Annotated in this window: 16 protein-coding genes and 1 pseudogene; 6 read left to right on the forward strand and 11 right to left on the reverse strand. The window is 39.1% G+C overall.

Annotation, left to right across the window (positions count from 1 at the left end; translation table 11 throughout):
- The first annotated feature begins 145 nt into the window (after positions 1-145).
- Together FTU12_RS03590 and FTU12_RS03595 are read left to right on the forward strand one after the other, a co-directional pair.
- Positions 146-502: a YbjQ family protein gene (locus FTU12_RS03590; RefSeq protein ID WP_078192212.1), complete on the forward strand. Its 357-nt coding sequence runs from the start codon at positions 146-148 to the stop codon at positions 500-502.
- Between the two features lie 3 nt (positions 503-505).
- A complete protein-coding gene (locus tag FTU12_RS03595; protein WP_180113762.1) occupies positions 506-949 on the forward strand; it encodes a YbjQ family protein in 444 nt (147 codons plus the stop codon).
- A gap of 33 nt (positions 950-982) precedes the next feature.
- On the opposite strand, the gene FTU12_RS03600 is transcribed toward FTU12_RS03595, so the two are convergent.
- From FTU12_RS03600 to FTU12_RS03610, 3 genes are all read right to left on the reverse strand, one after another.
- A complete protein-coding gene (locus FTU12_RS03600) occupies positions 983-1,999 on the reverse strand; it encodes a hypothetical protein (protein ID WP_180113763.1) in 1,017 nt (338 codons plus the stop codon).
- 74 nt (positions 2,000-2,073) lie between these two features.
- Positions 2,074-2,880 (reverse strand): SDR family oxidoreductase, encoded by an 807-nt coding sequence (locus FTU12_RS03605; protein ID WP_078191399.1) that lies wholly within the window; start codon positions 2,878-2,880, stop codon positions 2,074-2,076.
- Positions 2,881-2,924: 44 nt separating this feature from the next.
- Entirely contained in the window at positions 2,925-3,596 is a 672-nt protein-coding gene (locus FTU12_RS03610; RefSeq protein ID WP_078192215.1) for a hypothetical protein, read from the reverse strand.
- Between the two features lie 184 nt (positions 3,597-3,780).
- Here FTU12_RS03610 and FTU12_RS03615 point away from each other — a divergent pair, with 184 nt between their 5' ends.
- The gene (locus FTU12_RS03615; protein ID WP_180113764.1) at positions 3,781-6,675 is read left to right on the forward strand and encodes a valine--tRNA ligase; all 2,895 of its coding nucleotides are present in this window, start codon (positions 3,781-3,783) and stop codon (positions 6,673-6,675) included.
- A gap of 67 nt (positions 6,676-6,742) precedes the next feature.
- On the forward strand, positions 6,743-7,558 hold the full coding sequence (locus FTU12_RS03620; protein ID WP_180113765.1) for a hypothetical protein: 816 nt from the start codon (positions 6,743-6,745) through the stop codon (positions 7,556-7,558).
- Positions 7,559-7,718: 160 nt separating this feature from the next.
- Here FTU12_RS03620 and FTU12_RS03625 read toward each other — a convergent pair whose 3' ends face one another.
- The gene (locus FTU12_RS03625) at positions 7,719-8,192 is read right to left on the reverse strand and encodes a hypothetical protein (protein WP_180113766.1); all 474 of its coding nucleotides are present in this window, start codon (positions 8,190-8,192) and stop codon (positions 7,719-7,721) included.
- Between the two features lie 82 nt (positions 8,193-8,274).
- Positions 8,275-8,631 (reverse strand): endonuclease domain-containing protein, encoded by a 357-nt coding sequence (locus FTU12_RS03630; RefSeq protein WP_180113767.1) that lies wholly within the window; start codon positions 8,629-8,631, stop codon positions 8,275-8,277.
- A gap of 74 nt (positions 8,632-8,705) precedes the next feature.
- On the opposite strand from FTU12_RS03630, the gene FTU12_RS03635 reads away from it, so the two are divergent.
- Both FTU12_RS03635 and FTU12_RS03640 read left to right on the forward strand, forming a co-directional pair.
- Positions 8,706-9,317: a hypothetical protein gene (locus FTU12_RS03635; protein ID WP_180113768.1), complete on the forward strand. Its 612-nt coding sequence runs from the start codon at positions 8,706-8,708 to the stop codon at positions 9,315-9,317.
- 128 nt (positions 9,318-9,445) lie between these two features.
- Positions 9,446-9,925 (forward strand): hypothetical protein, encoded by a 480-nt coding sequence (locus FTU12_RS03640; protein ID WP_180113769.1) that lies wholly within the window; start codon positions 9,446-9,448, stop codon positions 9,923-9,925.
- A 53-nt stretch (positions 9,926-9,978) separates the two neighbouring features.
- On the opposite strand, the gene FTU12_RS03645 is transcribed toward FTU12_RS03640, so the two are convergent.
- From FTU12_RS03645 to def, 6 genes and pseudogenes are all read right to left on the reverse strand, one after another.
- A complete protein-coding gene (locus FTU12_RS03645) occupies positions 9,979-10,335 on the reverse strand; it encodes an endonuclease domain-containing protein (RefSeq protein WP_180113770.1) in 357 nt (118 codons plus the stop codon).
- 181 nt (positions 10,336-10,516) lie between these two features.
- Positions 10,517-11,557, reverse strand: a complete 1,041-nt coding sequence (locus tag FTU12_RS03650) for a molecular chaperone DnaJ (protein ID WP_180113771.1) — start codon at positions 11,555-11,557, stop codon at positions 10,517-10,519.
- A gap of 90 nt (positions 11,558-11,647) precedes the next feature.
- Positions 11,648-12,932, reverse strand: a pseudogene (locus tag FTU12_RS03655) (glutaminase).
- Between the two features lie 64 nt (positions 12,933-12,996).
- Positions 12,997-13,449, reverse strand: a complete 453-nt coding sequence (locus FTU12_RS03660) for a hypothetical protein (RefSeq protein WP_180113772.1) — start codon at positions 13,447-13,449, stop codon at positions 12,997-12,999.
- Positions 13,450-13,467: 18 nt separating this feature from the next.
- Entirely contained in the window at positions 13,468-14,679 is a 1,212-nt protein-coding gene (locus FTU12_RS03665; protein WP_180113773.1) for a GGDEF domain-containing protein, read from the reverse strand.
- A gap of 188 nt (positions 14,680-14,867) precedes the next feature.
- A complete protein-coding gene (gene def / locus FTU12_RS03670; protein ID WP_180063236.1) occupies positions 14,868-15,350 on the reverse strand; it encodes a peptide deformylase in 483 nt (160 codons plus the stop codon).
- Between the last annotated feature and the right edge of the window lie 200 nt (positions 15,351-15,550).

Below are 15,550 nucleotides of genomic sequence, written 5' to 3' on the forward strand. Positions count from 1 at the left end.
TTAGCCTAGCCAGTAATATTTGAAAAGCTCACTTCGGTGGGCTTTTTTCATTTTTAGATCGAAGCTTCAAAATAAAAATGAATATATTGCTTTTTGCTGAAGAGTTTCCTATCTTCAATTCACCTTTTTATATTGATAACTAAAAATGCTTTTAAGTAATCTTGAATCTGTTCCGGGTCATACCATTACACAACAACTTGATGTCGTTTATGGCAGTACTGTCCGCAGTAAACATGTTGGTCGTGACTTTATGGCTGGCCTAAAAAATATCGTGGGTGGTGAACTCAAAGGTTATACAGAACTACTCGAAGAATCCCGTCAAGAAGCCATGAGCCGTATGATTGATAAAGCACGTGCCTTAGGGGCGAATGCGGTCGTCGGCATCCGTTTTTCAACCTCAAATATTGCTCAAGGCGCCTCTGAATTATTTGTGTATGGCACGGCAGTTCGTGTAGAAGCCAACTCAGCAAAACTCCCAGACCCATTTCCAACTCAGGACTAAGTCATGGATGCCTTTATTTTTAAAGTCCTGATCTTTGTAGTGCTCTTTTGTATTGGCTGGGGCTTCGGTCGCCATATCGAACAAAAACATCTCAAAGAACTCGAAGCTCAAGAAAAACGTTTAGCGCATATTCAAATAGACAACAACCGTTTTAAAACTACTGAACATTTCGGACAGCTGATTTCGAGTAATGTAGTGATTTCACATGATTATTTTAAATATGTGATTGCCAATATTCAGAACTTCTTTGGCGGACGTTTAACCAGTTATGAAAGCATTATCGATCGGGCACGTCGTGAAGCCGTGGTGCGTTTAAAGCAAGAAGCTGAAAAGATGGGCGCAACGCAAATTATGGGCCTGCGTTTAAGCACCACTGAGCTGGGTATGCAAGGCGGCATGGTCGAAGTCTTTGCGTATGGAACTGCTATTCAAAAGAGAGACATCTGATCTCTCTACTTCTCCCCAATTCATTTTTACTATTTAATTTACTTTACACAATGTGTTTTCAAACTCTTCATAACTCACATTTTCATTGCGACAAACTTTAAAGCAAACTTCATTAAATTTCTTTTCATCAATATTTGGATCATGATAACTAAATGCAACATCTCCAGCATAAGCACGTGCCAGATCTTGCACCACAATGTCAGCTTTACATCCATATAAAGTTGGACATGCCTCTAATGTTCCTTCGTAATACTCTTTACACTGAGTCGGTTCGACATCCACCTTATTGGGTTTTTGCATCGACACATTTAAACCATTTTCATTCATTAGAAGAAAATATTGAAGTTTTCTAAATGGTTTTAAGTCAATCTCGAGTCCCGAATGATTGATACGAGCCAATTGATCGTTGTAAGAATTATGATCATCTGAGATTAACTCTGCATTACCAGCTTTGTCGATTTTGATAAAGCTATAGTTGACAGGCATATATGCGCCACTCCCCTTATGTGCAATCACTTCGATCAAATGATCTTTCGCAATCAATGCTCCCGTAAATACAGTCGATTCAACACTGGTCAGCAACTTATCTTTCACTAAAACACAATATCCAAAACATTGATCTTTGAATCTAGCCTGATCGCCTTTAAAATCATCAACAGGATGAAATTCAGCTCGCCATTTAAAATCACCAATTTTATTCGAGCTATAAGGTAATTTATCAACATCTGAATCTTGAGGATTTTGACTGTAATACTCAGACTTCAATAATCCTTTTTCATCAAACAGTGCTTCGATCGGTAACCACCCCTCATTTGGTCCTCGCATAACAACTTCTGCACTCGCCGCTTCAACTTTAGGTTCAATCTCAACCGATTCAATAACGGGTTCTGATACAGTTCCTATTTCTTTTTCAGGCTTTTCGAGCGTTGACTTCTGCTCAATTTTTTGAGTTTTTTGTTTAAAATAAAAATATGCCACTGTACCGATTGCACCAATGATTGCGCACAAAATGATGGCTATTCCCCATTTGTTAAAATTATTCTTTTTCATTTCTTATAATCTCGATACTCATTAAAAAAGTCACTGTTAAGAGTGACTTTTAAACTATTTAAACTTGATAAAATTTACTTCACTTTGGTTTTACGAATCATTTTATATAACGTTGTCGGTGATAAACGTGACACCCAAACACCGAGCTTTTCTTTAGAACCACCCACCACAATGTATTCTTCCCCTCGTTGCAAAGATTGCACTACTGTTTCGGCAAACTCATTGGCCTCTAGACCATTTTCAATGGCTTCATCCTGATGCCCTTGTGGCTTGCCGGCACCATTGAGTGCATTAAATGAAACATTGGTTTTGACAAATCCGGGGAATATCACCGATACGCCCACCCCTTGATCTGCCACTTCTGCACGTAGACTGTTCGCCCACATATGAATGGCAGCTTTTGCAGCAGAATAGGTCGCGCGGTATTGTGTCCCTAATAAGCCTGCAACACTTGAAACAAAAGCAATTCGACCGGACTTTTGTGCTAAAAAAGTCGGTAAAACGGTTTTAGTCAAATAGACTTGCGAAAAATAATCTACTTCCATGATGGCACGTTCAGTCTGCATGGTCGTATCCGTAATCAATGCACGCTGACTCAATCCCGCATTATTGATTAGCCAATCAATTCGGCCTTTATGCGCAAGGACTTGTTCATAAGCATGGCGAACTTGTTCTTCATTGGTAATATCTGCACACACTGAAAGATGCTGATCTGGATGTAATAATGAAACACGGACTTTTTCCAACTCTTCAAAACGACGTGCGGTCAAAATGACCTGCGCCCCTTGCAAAGCACATTCTTTTGCTAAAGCTTCACCCAAACCTGACGATGCCCCAGTAATCCATACCACTTTTCCGTTCAAATCATCACGTTTTGCCATTTTGACATCCTTTTAAATAACTAATTTATTCATTTATATGTATTTTATGCTTTACGTAGTACAGGCTCATTGTTCAAAAACACCATAAAATGATCAAAGTACTGACTCATTGACTGTGCATCATAAATTTTGCCGAGTTTATCAAAACGTTTATAACCGAGTTGCGTGGTGAGATTGATGACACCGGTTAAAGTTTTATCCACCACCATGTTAAATTTCAGCATTTTTTTCGGTTCTCGCACCAAATGCGTCACCCCGGCATCGACCACTTGTGTAAATGCCTTCAATGCGAGCGGCACATATTGATTCTGCCCTTCTTTCATTTGATTGACATAGGCAAGCAAGTCGGTGGCTAAAGAGGCATCGATCGGATAATGCATATAATGCTGACCATCTTCGCTGTAAAAACGTCCATATAAATAATTTACCATCGGTACAAGGCGGTCATTGCCAAAAAAAGACACCGACCACGGCATATATTTACGGGTCGTTTCACGTATTTGCTGAATAATTTTTTCGGATTCATTGTCTCCAGACTTATTCATGCGCGCCATTTGGCCAAAAACTTGATCTAAAATTTCACATGCAATATCCGCTAAATTATCCCCTAAGGCTTTGGACTGACTTTCTGTTTCACCTGCATTGAGTTTTTGATGAATCGTCTCAAAACGTTGATATGTCGTAGGTTGAATCTTTAAAGAAATAGAATAAGTCATTTGATATTGCTCCTTTTATCTTAGTTTTGGGATCAATGGATACTTCTTATCTTAGGTCCTATCATACGGACTCTTTTATTTACTGCCAAATCCTAAAAGTTAACATTCGCCCAACATCCCTAATTCACCATTTTTTTTGCTACAATAGATCTAATTTTTTATCCACTTTTGATCTGTTTAGACTATGACTGATTCAGCGCAAAATATTGCTACGACCTACGATCCGACCGAGATCGAAAAAAAATGGTACAAGACTTGGGAAGAGAGAGGCTACTTCAAGCCATCTCAAAAAGGTGATTCATTCTGTATTATGATTCCGCCACCAAACGTCACTGGTAGCTTGCACATGGGTCATGGTTTCAACAATGCCATTATGGATGCGTTGACTCGTTATAACCGCATGTCTGGCAAAAATACCCTTTGGCAGCCGGGTACCGACCATGCAGGTATCGCAACGCAAATGGTTGTTGAACGTCAATTGGGTGCTGAAGGCATCAGCCGTCACGACCTTGGCCGTGAAAAGTTCATCGAAAAAGTGTGGGAATGGAAAGAACAATCTGGCGGTAACATTACCCGTCAAATTCGTCGTCTAGGCTCATCTGTAGACTGGTCACGTGAACGCTTCACCATGGACGAGGGTCTTTCTAACGCGGTTAAAGAAGTATTTGTTAAGTTACATGAAGAAGGCTTGATTTACCGTGGTAAACGCCTCGTAAACTGGGACCCTAAACTACAAACTGCCCTTTCTGACCTAGAAGTTGAGTCTGATAAAGAAGAAGCAGGTTCACTGTGGCACTTCAAATATTTCTTTGAAGATAAGTCACTTCGTACTCACGACGGTAAAGATCACATCGTAGTTGCAACCACTCGTCCTGAAACATTGCTTGGCGATACCGCTGTTGCAGTTGCGCTTGATGATGAACGCTATGCAGCGCTTGTTGGCAAGAACATTATCTTGCCAATTACAGGCCGTGCTGTTCCTATCGTAAAAGACGAATATGTAGACAAAGAATTTGGTACAGGCTGTGTGAAAATCACCCCTGCGCACGACTTCAATGACTATGAAGTGGGCAAACGCTGTGAACTTCCAATCATCAACATCTTCAACAAAAATGCTGAAGTTCTTGCTGAATTTGAATACATCGCAAAAGCGGGCGAGCAAATTTCTAAAACCATTCCTGCCCCTGCAGACTATATTGGTTTAGAACGTTTTGAAGCACGTAAAAAATTGGTTGCTCAAGCAGAAGCTGAAGGCTGGTTAGACCAAATTCAACCGTACACATTGAAGCCACCTCGCGGTGACCGCTCAGGCGTGATTGTTGAGCCACTTCTAACAGACCAATGGTATGTGAAAATTGCGCCGCTTGCTGAGCCTGCAATTAAAGCGGTTAAAGATGGCGACATCAAATTCGTTCCTGAGCAATACAGCAACATGTACATGGCTTGGATGAATAACATTCAAGACTGGTGTATTTCACGTCAATTGTGGTGGGGTCACCGTATTCCTGCTTGGTACGATGCTGAAGGTAACGTATTTGTAGGTCGTGATGAAGCTGAAGTTCGTGCGAAAAACGGCATTGCACCTGAAGTTGAATTAAAACAAGACGAAGATGTACTCGATACTTGGTTCTCTTCTGGTCTTTGGACATTCTCAACTTTAGGTTGGACTGGTGACGCTGCGAAAGATAAAGAAAACTATTTCCTAAACACTTTCCACCCGACTGATGTACTGGTAACAGGTTTCGACATCATCTTCTTCTGGGTTGCCCGCATGATCATGATGACCATGCACTTCATGAAAAATGAAGACGGCACACCGCAAGTTCCGTTCAAAACAGTGTACGTTCACGGTTTGGTACGTGATGGCGAAGGTCAGAAAATGTCTAAATCTAAGGGTAACGTACTTGACCCATTAGACTTGATTGACGGTGTTGACCTTGAAACTTTAGTACAAAAACGTACAACTGGTTTGATGAACCCGAAACAAGCGTCGAAGATTGAGAAATCAACGCGTAAAGAATTCCCTGAAGGTATTCAATCTTACGGTACTGACGCTGTACGTTTCACATTCTGTGCGCTTGCCAATACTGGCCGTGACATTAAGTTCGACATGAAACGTGTTGAAGGCTACCGTAACTTTGCCAACAAGATCTGGAACGCAACGCGTTTCGTGATGATGAACTGCGAAGAGCAAGTGATTGGTCAAGACGTTCGCCAAGACCTTTGGGAATTGCCTGAACAGTGGATCGTGAGCCGTCTGCAAAAAGCGGAACAAGCGGTGCAAACAGCATTTGCAACCTACCGTTTAGACTTGGCTGCACAAGCGATTTACGAGTTCATTTGGAATGAATACTGTGACTGGTATGTAGAACTCACTAAGCCAGTTCTCAATGACGAAAACGTATCTGTTGAGCGTAAAGCTGAAGTACGTCGTGTACTGCTTGCTGTAATGGAAGCATCTTTACGTTTGGCTCATCCATTGATGCCTTACCTAACAGAAGAAATCTGGCAAACACTTGCGCCGAAACTGAACATTTCTGGCGAAACAATCATGTTGGCTCAGTACCCTGTTGCAGATGAAGCGAAAATCAACGAACAAGCTGAAGCTGATATGCAATGGCTGCAAGGTTTGATTGGTGCGGTACGTAACATCCGTGGTGAGATGGGTCTAGGCAATGCTCGCTTGTTGCCTGTTCTGCTTCAAAACACGACTGATGCTGAAAAAGCACAGATCACGCGTATTGAAGCGTTGTTCACGGCATTGGCAAAAGTTGAAAGCATTACTTTCCTTGCTGACGGTGAACAACCGCCATTGTCTTCTTCTTCTGTAGTGGGTCATGTGTCTGTATTCGTTCCAATGAAGGGTTTAATTGACCCTAAAGCGGAATTGGGTCGTCTGCAAAAAGACTTAGACAAGGTTCAAAAACAGCATGACCAAATTGCGACTAAACTTAGCAATGAAGGTTTTGTGGCTAAAGCACCTGCGGCTGTAGTTGAAGGTGAGAAAGCGAAACTTGCTGAGTTTGCTGACCAGTTAGCGAAGATTAAAGCGAATATGGAGCAGATTGCAGCGCTTTAATATGCTGTTAATTTAACCAAATTTGTAGTATAAAGGGCTGATTATTCAGCCCTTTATTATTAGCAATATGGAAATAGAAATACTAAATAATCAGCCAATTAATTTTTGGACTATCTCATTTGGAGTGATAGTAGCTGCGACAACATTTGTTTATCTAACACTTCAATATCTCAATAACAATAAAAATACCAATGATTTAATTAAGAAATACCATGAGCTCAAACAGCATCACGAATTGATTGAACAATTCAACAACCAGAAAAAGAAGAAAGATTTAAACTTAGCTGAACTCAAACAAGCTGAATCGGAGCTAAATCTAAAAGAAAAACGCCTTAATGAAATTCAAGAACAGCTTAAAAATGTATCAGAAACCATAAAATTAAAAAGAAATACTATTTTAAGATTAAAAAACTATCTGTTAGATATTAATAGAAAAGCCAACTTAAATTTAGTATATGGCTTACTCTTTTGTATAAGTGGAATCATTTTTATTTTTTACTCTTTAATATCCTATGAAACAATCTCGCAAAGTCAAGCAACTGATACAATTATGTATTTTATTCCTAGAATCAGCTTAACCATTTTAATAGAAATTTTTTCGTATTTTTTCTTAAACTTGTATAAAAGAAGTTTAGATGATATCAAATATTTCCAAAATGAAGTGACTAATATTGAAAATAAATATTTAGCAATTCTTTATGCAATGGAATCTCAAGATGACCAAATTAAGTCCAAAGTAATCGAAATACTTATGAATACCGAACGTAATTTTATTCTTAAGAAAGAAGAAACAACTATTGAATTAGAAAAGAATAAAATTGAAGCTCAAGGTTCAAATAGTACAATTCAAGCTTTGAAAGATATTATTAATTTTAAAAGATAACCCTCTCCCATAGGGAGAGGGAGCGTCATTTGATTTAATACCTATATAAGTTTCACATTGAGACTCCCTCTCCTCTTAGGTGAGAGTTAGGGAGAGGTGCTTTTTAAATTTAGAACCTATTCTCCCAAGCCCTATCCCAAAGGGAAAAATGATCAATTTTTCATTTATTTAATTTTATATTTATAGGCCATTTTTCTTTAAACTCCAGAACCTGTGACACAGATATTTGACATCCTTGCCAAGTAATAAATCCTTCTTCATCTTCCCAATATAAAGTATTAGTTTTACGATCTATTAAACTATCTTTCTTCTTTTTATTAAGTTTTTTTATCAAATTTTTCCAATCATTCGTATTAAGTATATAAAAATCTGCTCTCTCATCAATTGATTTATTCTTAAAATCAACAAAAACTATTAAATCACACTCTTTCCAAATACCTTTAACACGTGGCCAAGTAGCTCCTCTTTTAGTTTTAACTGAAACGCAACCAACACCATTTTCACTTTCAATAAGTAGATCTGTTTTTTTATGATTACCTAAAGTAAGTTGAGCATAAAAACCTCTCTTACATAATTCAGCAGCAACAAGATATTCACCAACTAATCCAACATTTTCTGTAGAAATATCTTTCATTATTTTCCCTTTCCATTAAATTAGATTTATAAAGATTTTTGTTTTGTAGTCATAAACTTTCAAGAATACTGTTATTGAGTATTTATATTTTTGTCAAACATCTTTTCCACAAATCCTCCAACACCACATCCGTCCTCCCCAACACATCATAATTCCAATATCGCACAACCGTTAAACCCAAAGCCTCTAAAAACTTAGTTCGCTCAGCATCGTATTCAATCGCATCATTCGTTCCATGCTGACTACCATCCAACTCAATCACTAAACCAATTTCATGACAGTAAAAATCCACAATATAAGGTTTGATCACATGCTGACGAAGGAATTTAAGGTTCATAAAACGCTTGGCACGTAGGAGTTGCCACATAAAGTTTTCTGCATCGGTGCAGTTTGATCTCAATTGACGAGAAAATTCGAGTAATTGCACATTTATCGACATTCAATGTTTCTATATTCTTTATTTTTATTAAACCAGTATAATCACACCCACACTAAAACTTATAAAAAATCCACATGAAACAACAAAATAAAAAAATGCTTACATGCATCATCACTTCAACATTGATTCTTATTGCCTGCACAGAGCAACCTCAACAAAAAATAGAGCAGAAAGCTGAAAAACAAGCAACATCAGAACCTATCATACAAGATACTGTAGTGATTCCACCAACCGTACAATCCACTATGTTAGTGAATAATCCAACACCTTTACCTCAAGGCTATGAAGTTGATACCACACATTTAAAACAAGCAAAACTGATCGACTTCAACGGCGATGGAAAACTTGATGCTTTTCGTGTTTTGAAAAATCCAAATAAAGTCGGTATGAAATACCTTTTCGAGTTCCGTATTGCTGATTCTGATAAGGTGTACTTTTATGAAAGTGATGATGGAAACACTGACCTCGGTAATTTTGGTGTATTCGAAATAACCCCAAGAGGTGAAAAACTAGTTGATATTTATCTAGAGCCTACAGCAACACCCTTTGATTTCGACAATGCACCAGAATCAGCAAGAGTGATACTAAATAATGACGGCATTAGCATTAATGTACTTGAAGAAACCTGTGCCATGTCTGTGCTCTATCTTAAGGATGATAAAATTAAAAGAACTTATATTTGCTGATCAGTTAGCAAATATCAAAGTGGATATGGTACAAATTACAGCACTTTAATGCACTATTAGTTTGATCTAATATATAGTATAAAGGGCTGACTATTTGTTGACCCTTTATTACTTTAAAAAGAATTACAATGAAACATACAATAATATTTATAATTACCTCCATCACAATATTAAGTGGATGTTCCAATCACATTAACAACAATCAAGATACTTTTGACTACAGTGTAATAAATTATTCAAGTAATGATTTTGCAAATGTTCGAATAAATAATGAAGGAATAGCGAATGTGGAAGGAGCAAAATTTTTAGGCTCGTATGAGTCCTCAGGTCAATATTGCTGTATCACTTTTAATAGAAAAAAATCACCCATTATTGAATATTCAATAATTAATCAAGATAGATCTAGTGTATTAAAAAATAAAAATGCAATTTTTTTAGATAGGAATGCTGAAGGCTCAAACCTAATCCTTCATATTTTACCTAATGAAAATTTTTTAATTGAATTTACAAATGAACTTCCTGACCCTAGTAAAAAGATTTTAGATAGTTATTTACAAAAAAATAAAATGATTAGGCAAGATTTAGATTCACCCTCAACGTGGAGATAAAATAATTAAAATCCTCCCGATAATAAAGTATAAAAACTGGATAATCTAAACTATCAATCAGAACAGGCCCGCCACAAATCCTCCAACACCACATCCTTCCGACTCAACACATCATAATTCCAATACCGCACAACCGTTAAACCCAAAGCCTCTAAAAACTTTGTTCGTTCAACATCATATTCAATCGCATCATCCACTCCATGCTGATTACCATCCAACTCAATCACTAAACCAATTTCATGACAGTAAAAATCCAGAATATAAGGTTTGATCACATGCTGACGGCGGAATTTCAGATTCATAAAACGCTTAGCGCGGAGAAGTTGCCACATCAGGTGTTCTGCATCTGTGGCTGTGTGGCGCATGGTTTTGGCGAATATTAAAAGTTGGGGGTCGAGTTTATTGTTCATTACGTTTTGTTTTTATTATTTTATTTAGATTATCAAATTTTATAACCTCTCCCTAGCCCTCTCCTACAAGGAGAGGGAATATTCATTATTAAGCCAATTGACGGAATTTAATTAGATGCAGCTCCCTCTCCCTCTGGGAGAGGGTTGGGGTGAGGGAAACGTGCTTTTAATGAAAAAAGTATCAAAGCACCCCATTCTCCAACAACACTTCCAGCCCCTTCACCTTCTCCATATATTTCAGCCGTTCTTTTTCCCACTTCACTTGTTCTTTTAACACTGAAACATCACCATCAATCACCTTATACACATCTTTCACCTGCATATTTTTCGGTTTCGGTTTTTCACTCCAATGAAAACTATCTGTAATGTCATCTATCTGACTAGCTAAGCGTTGGCTTTGAGCCTCTAAAGCCATTTGATAAAACTTTAAATGTTCATCAGTTAAAGCTTTAGGGCTTTTGCCCTTATTAGTTTCTAGCTGTAATTGCAGCTTTAATAAATAAAACAAATCCTGTGCTTCATGAGCTTGATTCACCACTTGCAGCAACTCGGTTTTTTCAGCTTTTTTAGTTTCGTCAGGCTCGCGGTCTGGGTGAATCATTGCAGTGATTTTTAAATACACGGTTTTCAGTGATTGGTTCACTAACTTTTCAGCTTGTTCACGCTTTTGCGCTAAGCGTTTCCGCTGATGCTCTTCTTTCTCACGTTGATATTGTTCGCTGTCCCACTCTTCATATGACTCATATTCTTCTGTCGTTTCTTGTTCTATATCAACATAACCTTCTACTTTGCTCTGTTCAGTTTGGGCTGACTTGGCTTTTTTATTTGGCTTTTGATTATGTGCATGGTGCTGCTGATAAAAAGCATCCACCTCAGCGACTTTTTCAAGTTCTGCTGTATTTAAATAGTTGGATTTTTTTAGCTGCTTTGCCAATTTGGTGAGTTTGGCATCAAGCTGTGCTAAATCTGCTTTGGCAAAGTCTTCTTGTTGTATGTGCAGCCAAAGTTGCTCAAGCTGACGAAAGTACACCGCATGCAAATCACGATAGATCGGCACAAGTTTCAGCTGGATATAACTCTGAATTTCACTTTTGGCATTTTGCCAAAGATCTAAATCCAGCTTTTGCTGTTCGATTTGCTCAATCAGTTTATTCAGCTTTTTATGCTGTGGGGATAAAGCTTCAACACTCGGGAGTAAACTGACTTTTAACTCAAATGACATAAGCAAATTTAACGCAAAAAGAAAATTATAGCCGATCTAAGCACTAAACTTATGAGCCCTTTGCCTAACTCAAAAATCACGTTTTATTAATTAACGCTCAAACCGTTGTAAATATTGACTCAACTCTTCTCGAACAACCACCTCATGTCCTGCATGACTTCGACTTTGTTCCAAGAGATGCTCTGAGTCGATCACTGCCACGCGATGACCATCCGCAATTAAACGATCTACGCCTTCAAAGAGCATTCGAACACCAACATCGTGTATCAAAGAAATATTGGTCAGATCTAAAACGATATGGTTATTCGCAACAGGTTCATCCTCTAAGATCCGCAGCAACATTTCCGACTCAGTAAATTGCAATACGCCGCGCAGTTCATACACCACCACCGAATGATCAATACCGCAGGTATAGCGACTTTGGACGATCGTTTGCGCTGAAGGTGTTCCCTCCATCACATGTAGTCCCATGTCCTTAGACAGTCGCTCAAATATTTCTACACCTCGAACACTATTCCCATGTGTATCGAGTTTCGGACTAAAGACTGCCAGCCCAACCTGCCCTGGCAAAGCCCCCATGATGCCACCGGCCACACCACTTTTTGCAGGAATACCGACCGTTGTCAGCCAATCACCCGCAGCATCATACATGCCGCAAGTCATCATCACACTCAACACTTGGCGCACCACCGAACGTGACAGCAACCGTTTTCCTGTGGCTGCTTGCACGCCACCATTGGCAAGCACACTGGCCATTTTTGCCAAATCTTTAACCGTCACTAATATTGCACACTGACGAATATAGCCGTTCACTACGTCTTCAGGGTCTTCTTCAAGTACACCGACTGTGCGCAGCATGTAACCGATCGACAAATTTCGAAAAGCCGTCTTCACTTCAGACTTATAAACCGCTTCATCAAAACTCAGCTCACGCCCCGCCAGTTCACTTAAAAATTCACGGAGTTTTTCAGCTCGAGTGCTGTGTTCGTCATGCGGTAAAAGTGAATGTGTGGTGATTGCACCCGAATTGATCATCGGGTTTTTCGGGGTATTGCTCTGTGGATCGAGCGCAATTTGATTGAATGCCTCTCCCGATGGCTCGACACCGACTTTTTGTAAAACGCTGTCTAAACCAAGATGACGAATCGCTAAGGCATAAGCAAAAGGTTTAGACATCGAACATCGACTGAATGGTGAACTCGACTTCGTCATCACCCGTGGAATAAATCGTGCCATCTACGGTAGACAGTGCCAAAGCCAGTCTATTCGGATTGGCGTTAGCTAACTCAGGAATATAATCTGCCAAAGCTCCGTGTTGATTGGCATCGCAGGCATTGAGGACATGCTGTAAATAATCTGGAACAGGCGTTTTCATAAGGGCTATTTTTTGTTGTGTGCTTTTTTATTTATAACAAATTGAGCTGCCTCTGTATAAGTCCTTATGGTGAAGACGCGTTCTGAGCTAAAACCTGTATGTGCTGTATATTCAAATGGTGCATCATTTCTCGAATAAAAACGAAATAACTGAGTTGAATGATTGCCTGTTCACCAAATAGATTTTGGTAATATTCGGTATGTTCAATCATTTCATTAAAGCCATGTTCTAAGCTTTGTCGGTCAATGCGGGTCGCATGTTCAAAAAAGGTCTGCGCCAATATATGCAGCATCGAGTCATTCGACTGAGCACAGCGCTGCGTCTGATAATCGAGCTGTAATCGTTCTAAAATTTCTTCAATTTCATAGATCAAATATTCAATTGCCAAAGCATCGAAGCACTGATGTCGAACACATTTTTGTACCAAAGCCGCTAAGCCGTGATCAAAATGAATATTCTTTTGCTCGGTCTGAAAGTCGAGCTGCGCTAATCCGAGCTGAAATTGTAATTGCTGCATAACTATCATTTAAATTATTTAATCTTCTGCCAAGTTTAACTCACGAAAGCTGCGTACTTGGTTACGACCTTGTTGCTTTGCCATGTACAGCGCTTGATCGGCCATACGCGTGACCAAAGCAGACGGTGTTCCCTCAATTGCTGTTGCCACACCAAAACTTGCACTAATCTTCAACATTTGATGGTTGGCTATCATGGTTTCAGCTTCAAAAATTGCCAATCGACAGCGTTCAGCCACGTCTATCGCCTGCTCTAAACTCTGATTTTTTAGAATTAAAATGAATTCTTCACCGCCATAACGCCCAACCACATCTTGTACACGGGTATTGTCATTTAAAATTTGTGCAACACGTTGTAAAACGGCATCTCCTGCATCATGTCCATATTGGTCATTGATCAGTTTAAAATGGTCGAGATCAAGCAAAACCACTGCAAATTCAGGCCGTATCTGTTTGCTGAGCGTATCAAGTTCATGACTGACATAACGACGGTTAAACACATTGGTCAGGCCATCAACACGGCTGAGGACTTCCATCTTTTGTTCACGGTGTCGCCACTGTAAAAGCAAAATCTGAAAAAATACTGCACTGACGATCAATATGGGCAAATACAACTCCGCCATACTCATGAGCCAAAAGGCATTATCGTAAAACTCACTCTGTTTTAAAGCTGGGCTGAAAATCGGTGCATATTCTAGATGGTCAATCGAAGTTTGATAGCAAATGTAGCCAATAAACAATGTGATCGGAAATGTAATACTGAGCATAATCGCAGGACGATAAAAAACCAAACCGACCATCAGCAGATTGACCGTCCCCGCCATAGTGGCAGGACTATAGATCCCGATCATATAGCCACCATAGATCATGCCGATCCCAAACAGGACGGGCGCAAAATAGCTAAAAAACAGTCTAAAATTTAAATATTTTTTGAAATAAAGACTGAGTACTGCCAATACGCCATAACTGAGTAGGACTATACAAGCGACGATGATCCTGAACTTGAGTTCACTCGGATTAAACCAAATCCGATTGGTCGAATAATAAAAATTCATGATGCACCACTTCAACACGCTAACTTGACTCAGCATGCCAAAGATGAGGAGTAAACGCCCTTTATCGTAGTCAGACCAATTGATGATGAGATAGTCCGATTCAAACAAAAGATGCTTCAACTTACGCCATTGTACGCCCCATTTCGTACAGACAGCATTGCCCCAATTTTTCCCCATTAATCTTCTTTTTTATTTTATTATTTCGCTAGTTATACAAGGTTTTAGCTTCAAAAAGAAAGCCTATTTCACAGTTATAAGTGCAACATTTGAAGCCTTTAAACTTCACTTGCACCACTATTCAAATTACTTTTCCGCTATTTTTTAGCTCAATTGGTCATTTTTATATTTTGAAATAGCATGGTTTATTATTCTAAACGCTCGGTGAATAAGATCCCGTTCAGATGATCAACCTCATGTTGCACGATCCGTGCGGGAAAACCATTCAGGGTTTTCTCTTTGACTTCACCTTGAAGGGTCAAATATCGCACGTGAATTTGCTCGGCTCTCGGGACTTGTCCTCGTGCATTCGGCACACTTAAGCAGCCTTCTTCACCCAATACAGTCGTAGTTGATCGTGATGTAATCACTGGATTCACCATCACGATCGCCTCCATTTCAGGCGCGTCTGGATAGCGTAAATTTGCACGTGAAGCCACGATAATTACCCGCTTAGAAACATAAATTTGCGGTGCGGCAATGCCTACGCCTTGACGCTCAAGCATAGTGGCATAAAGTGTTTCACTTAGTGCAGTTAACCATGCAGAACCTATTTCAGATGCTTGCACCTCTGCGGCAGTGAGCGTCAAAATTGCTTCACCACGTTGTGCAACAGCAGCAATATGACTCATGTTTTTATCCTTTTTCGTCTAACTGACTTAAATCACGTTGACTATAATGACGATGCTGTATTCATTATTATCGGTTTTGAGTATAAAACAACAGTGTGCTATGGCTTTGAATCTTTTATGGCTTATATAGAGCACAAAGTAAAATGGCAGATCAAACCACACTATATCATTGATATTTAGCATTTATATTTCAAGATTTA

The sequence above is a fragment of the Acinetobacter sp. YH12063 genome, assembly GCF_013419715.1.
Classification (GTDB): Bacteria; Pseudomonadota; Gammaproteobacteria; order Pseudomonadales; family Moraxellaceae; genus Acinetobacter; species Acinetobacter amyesii.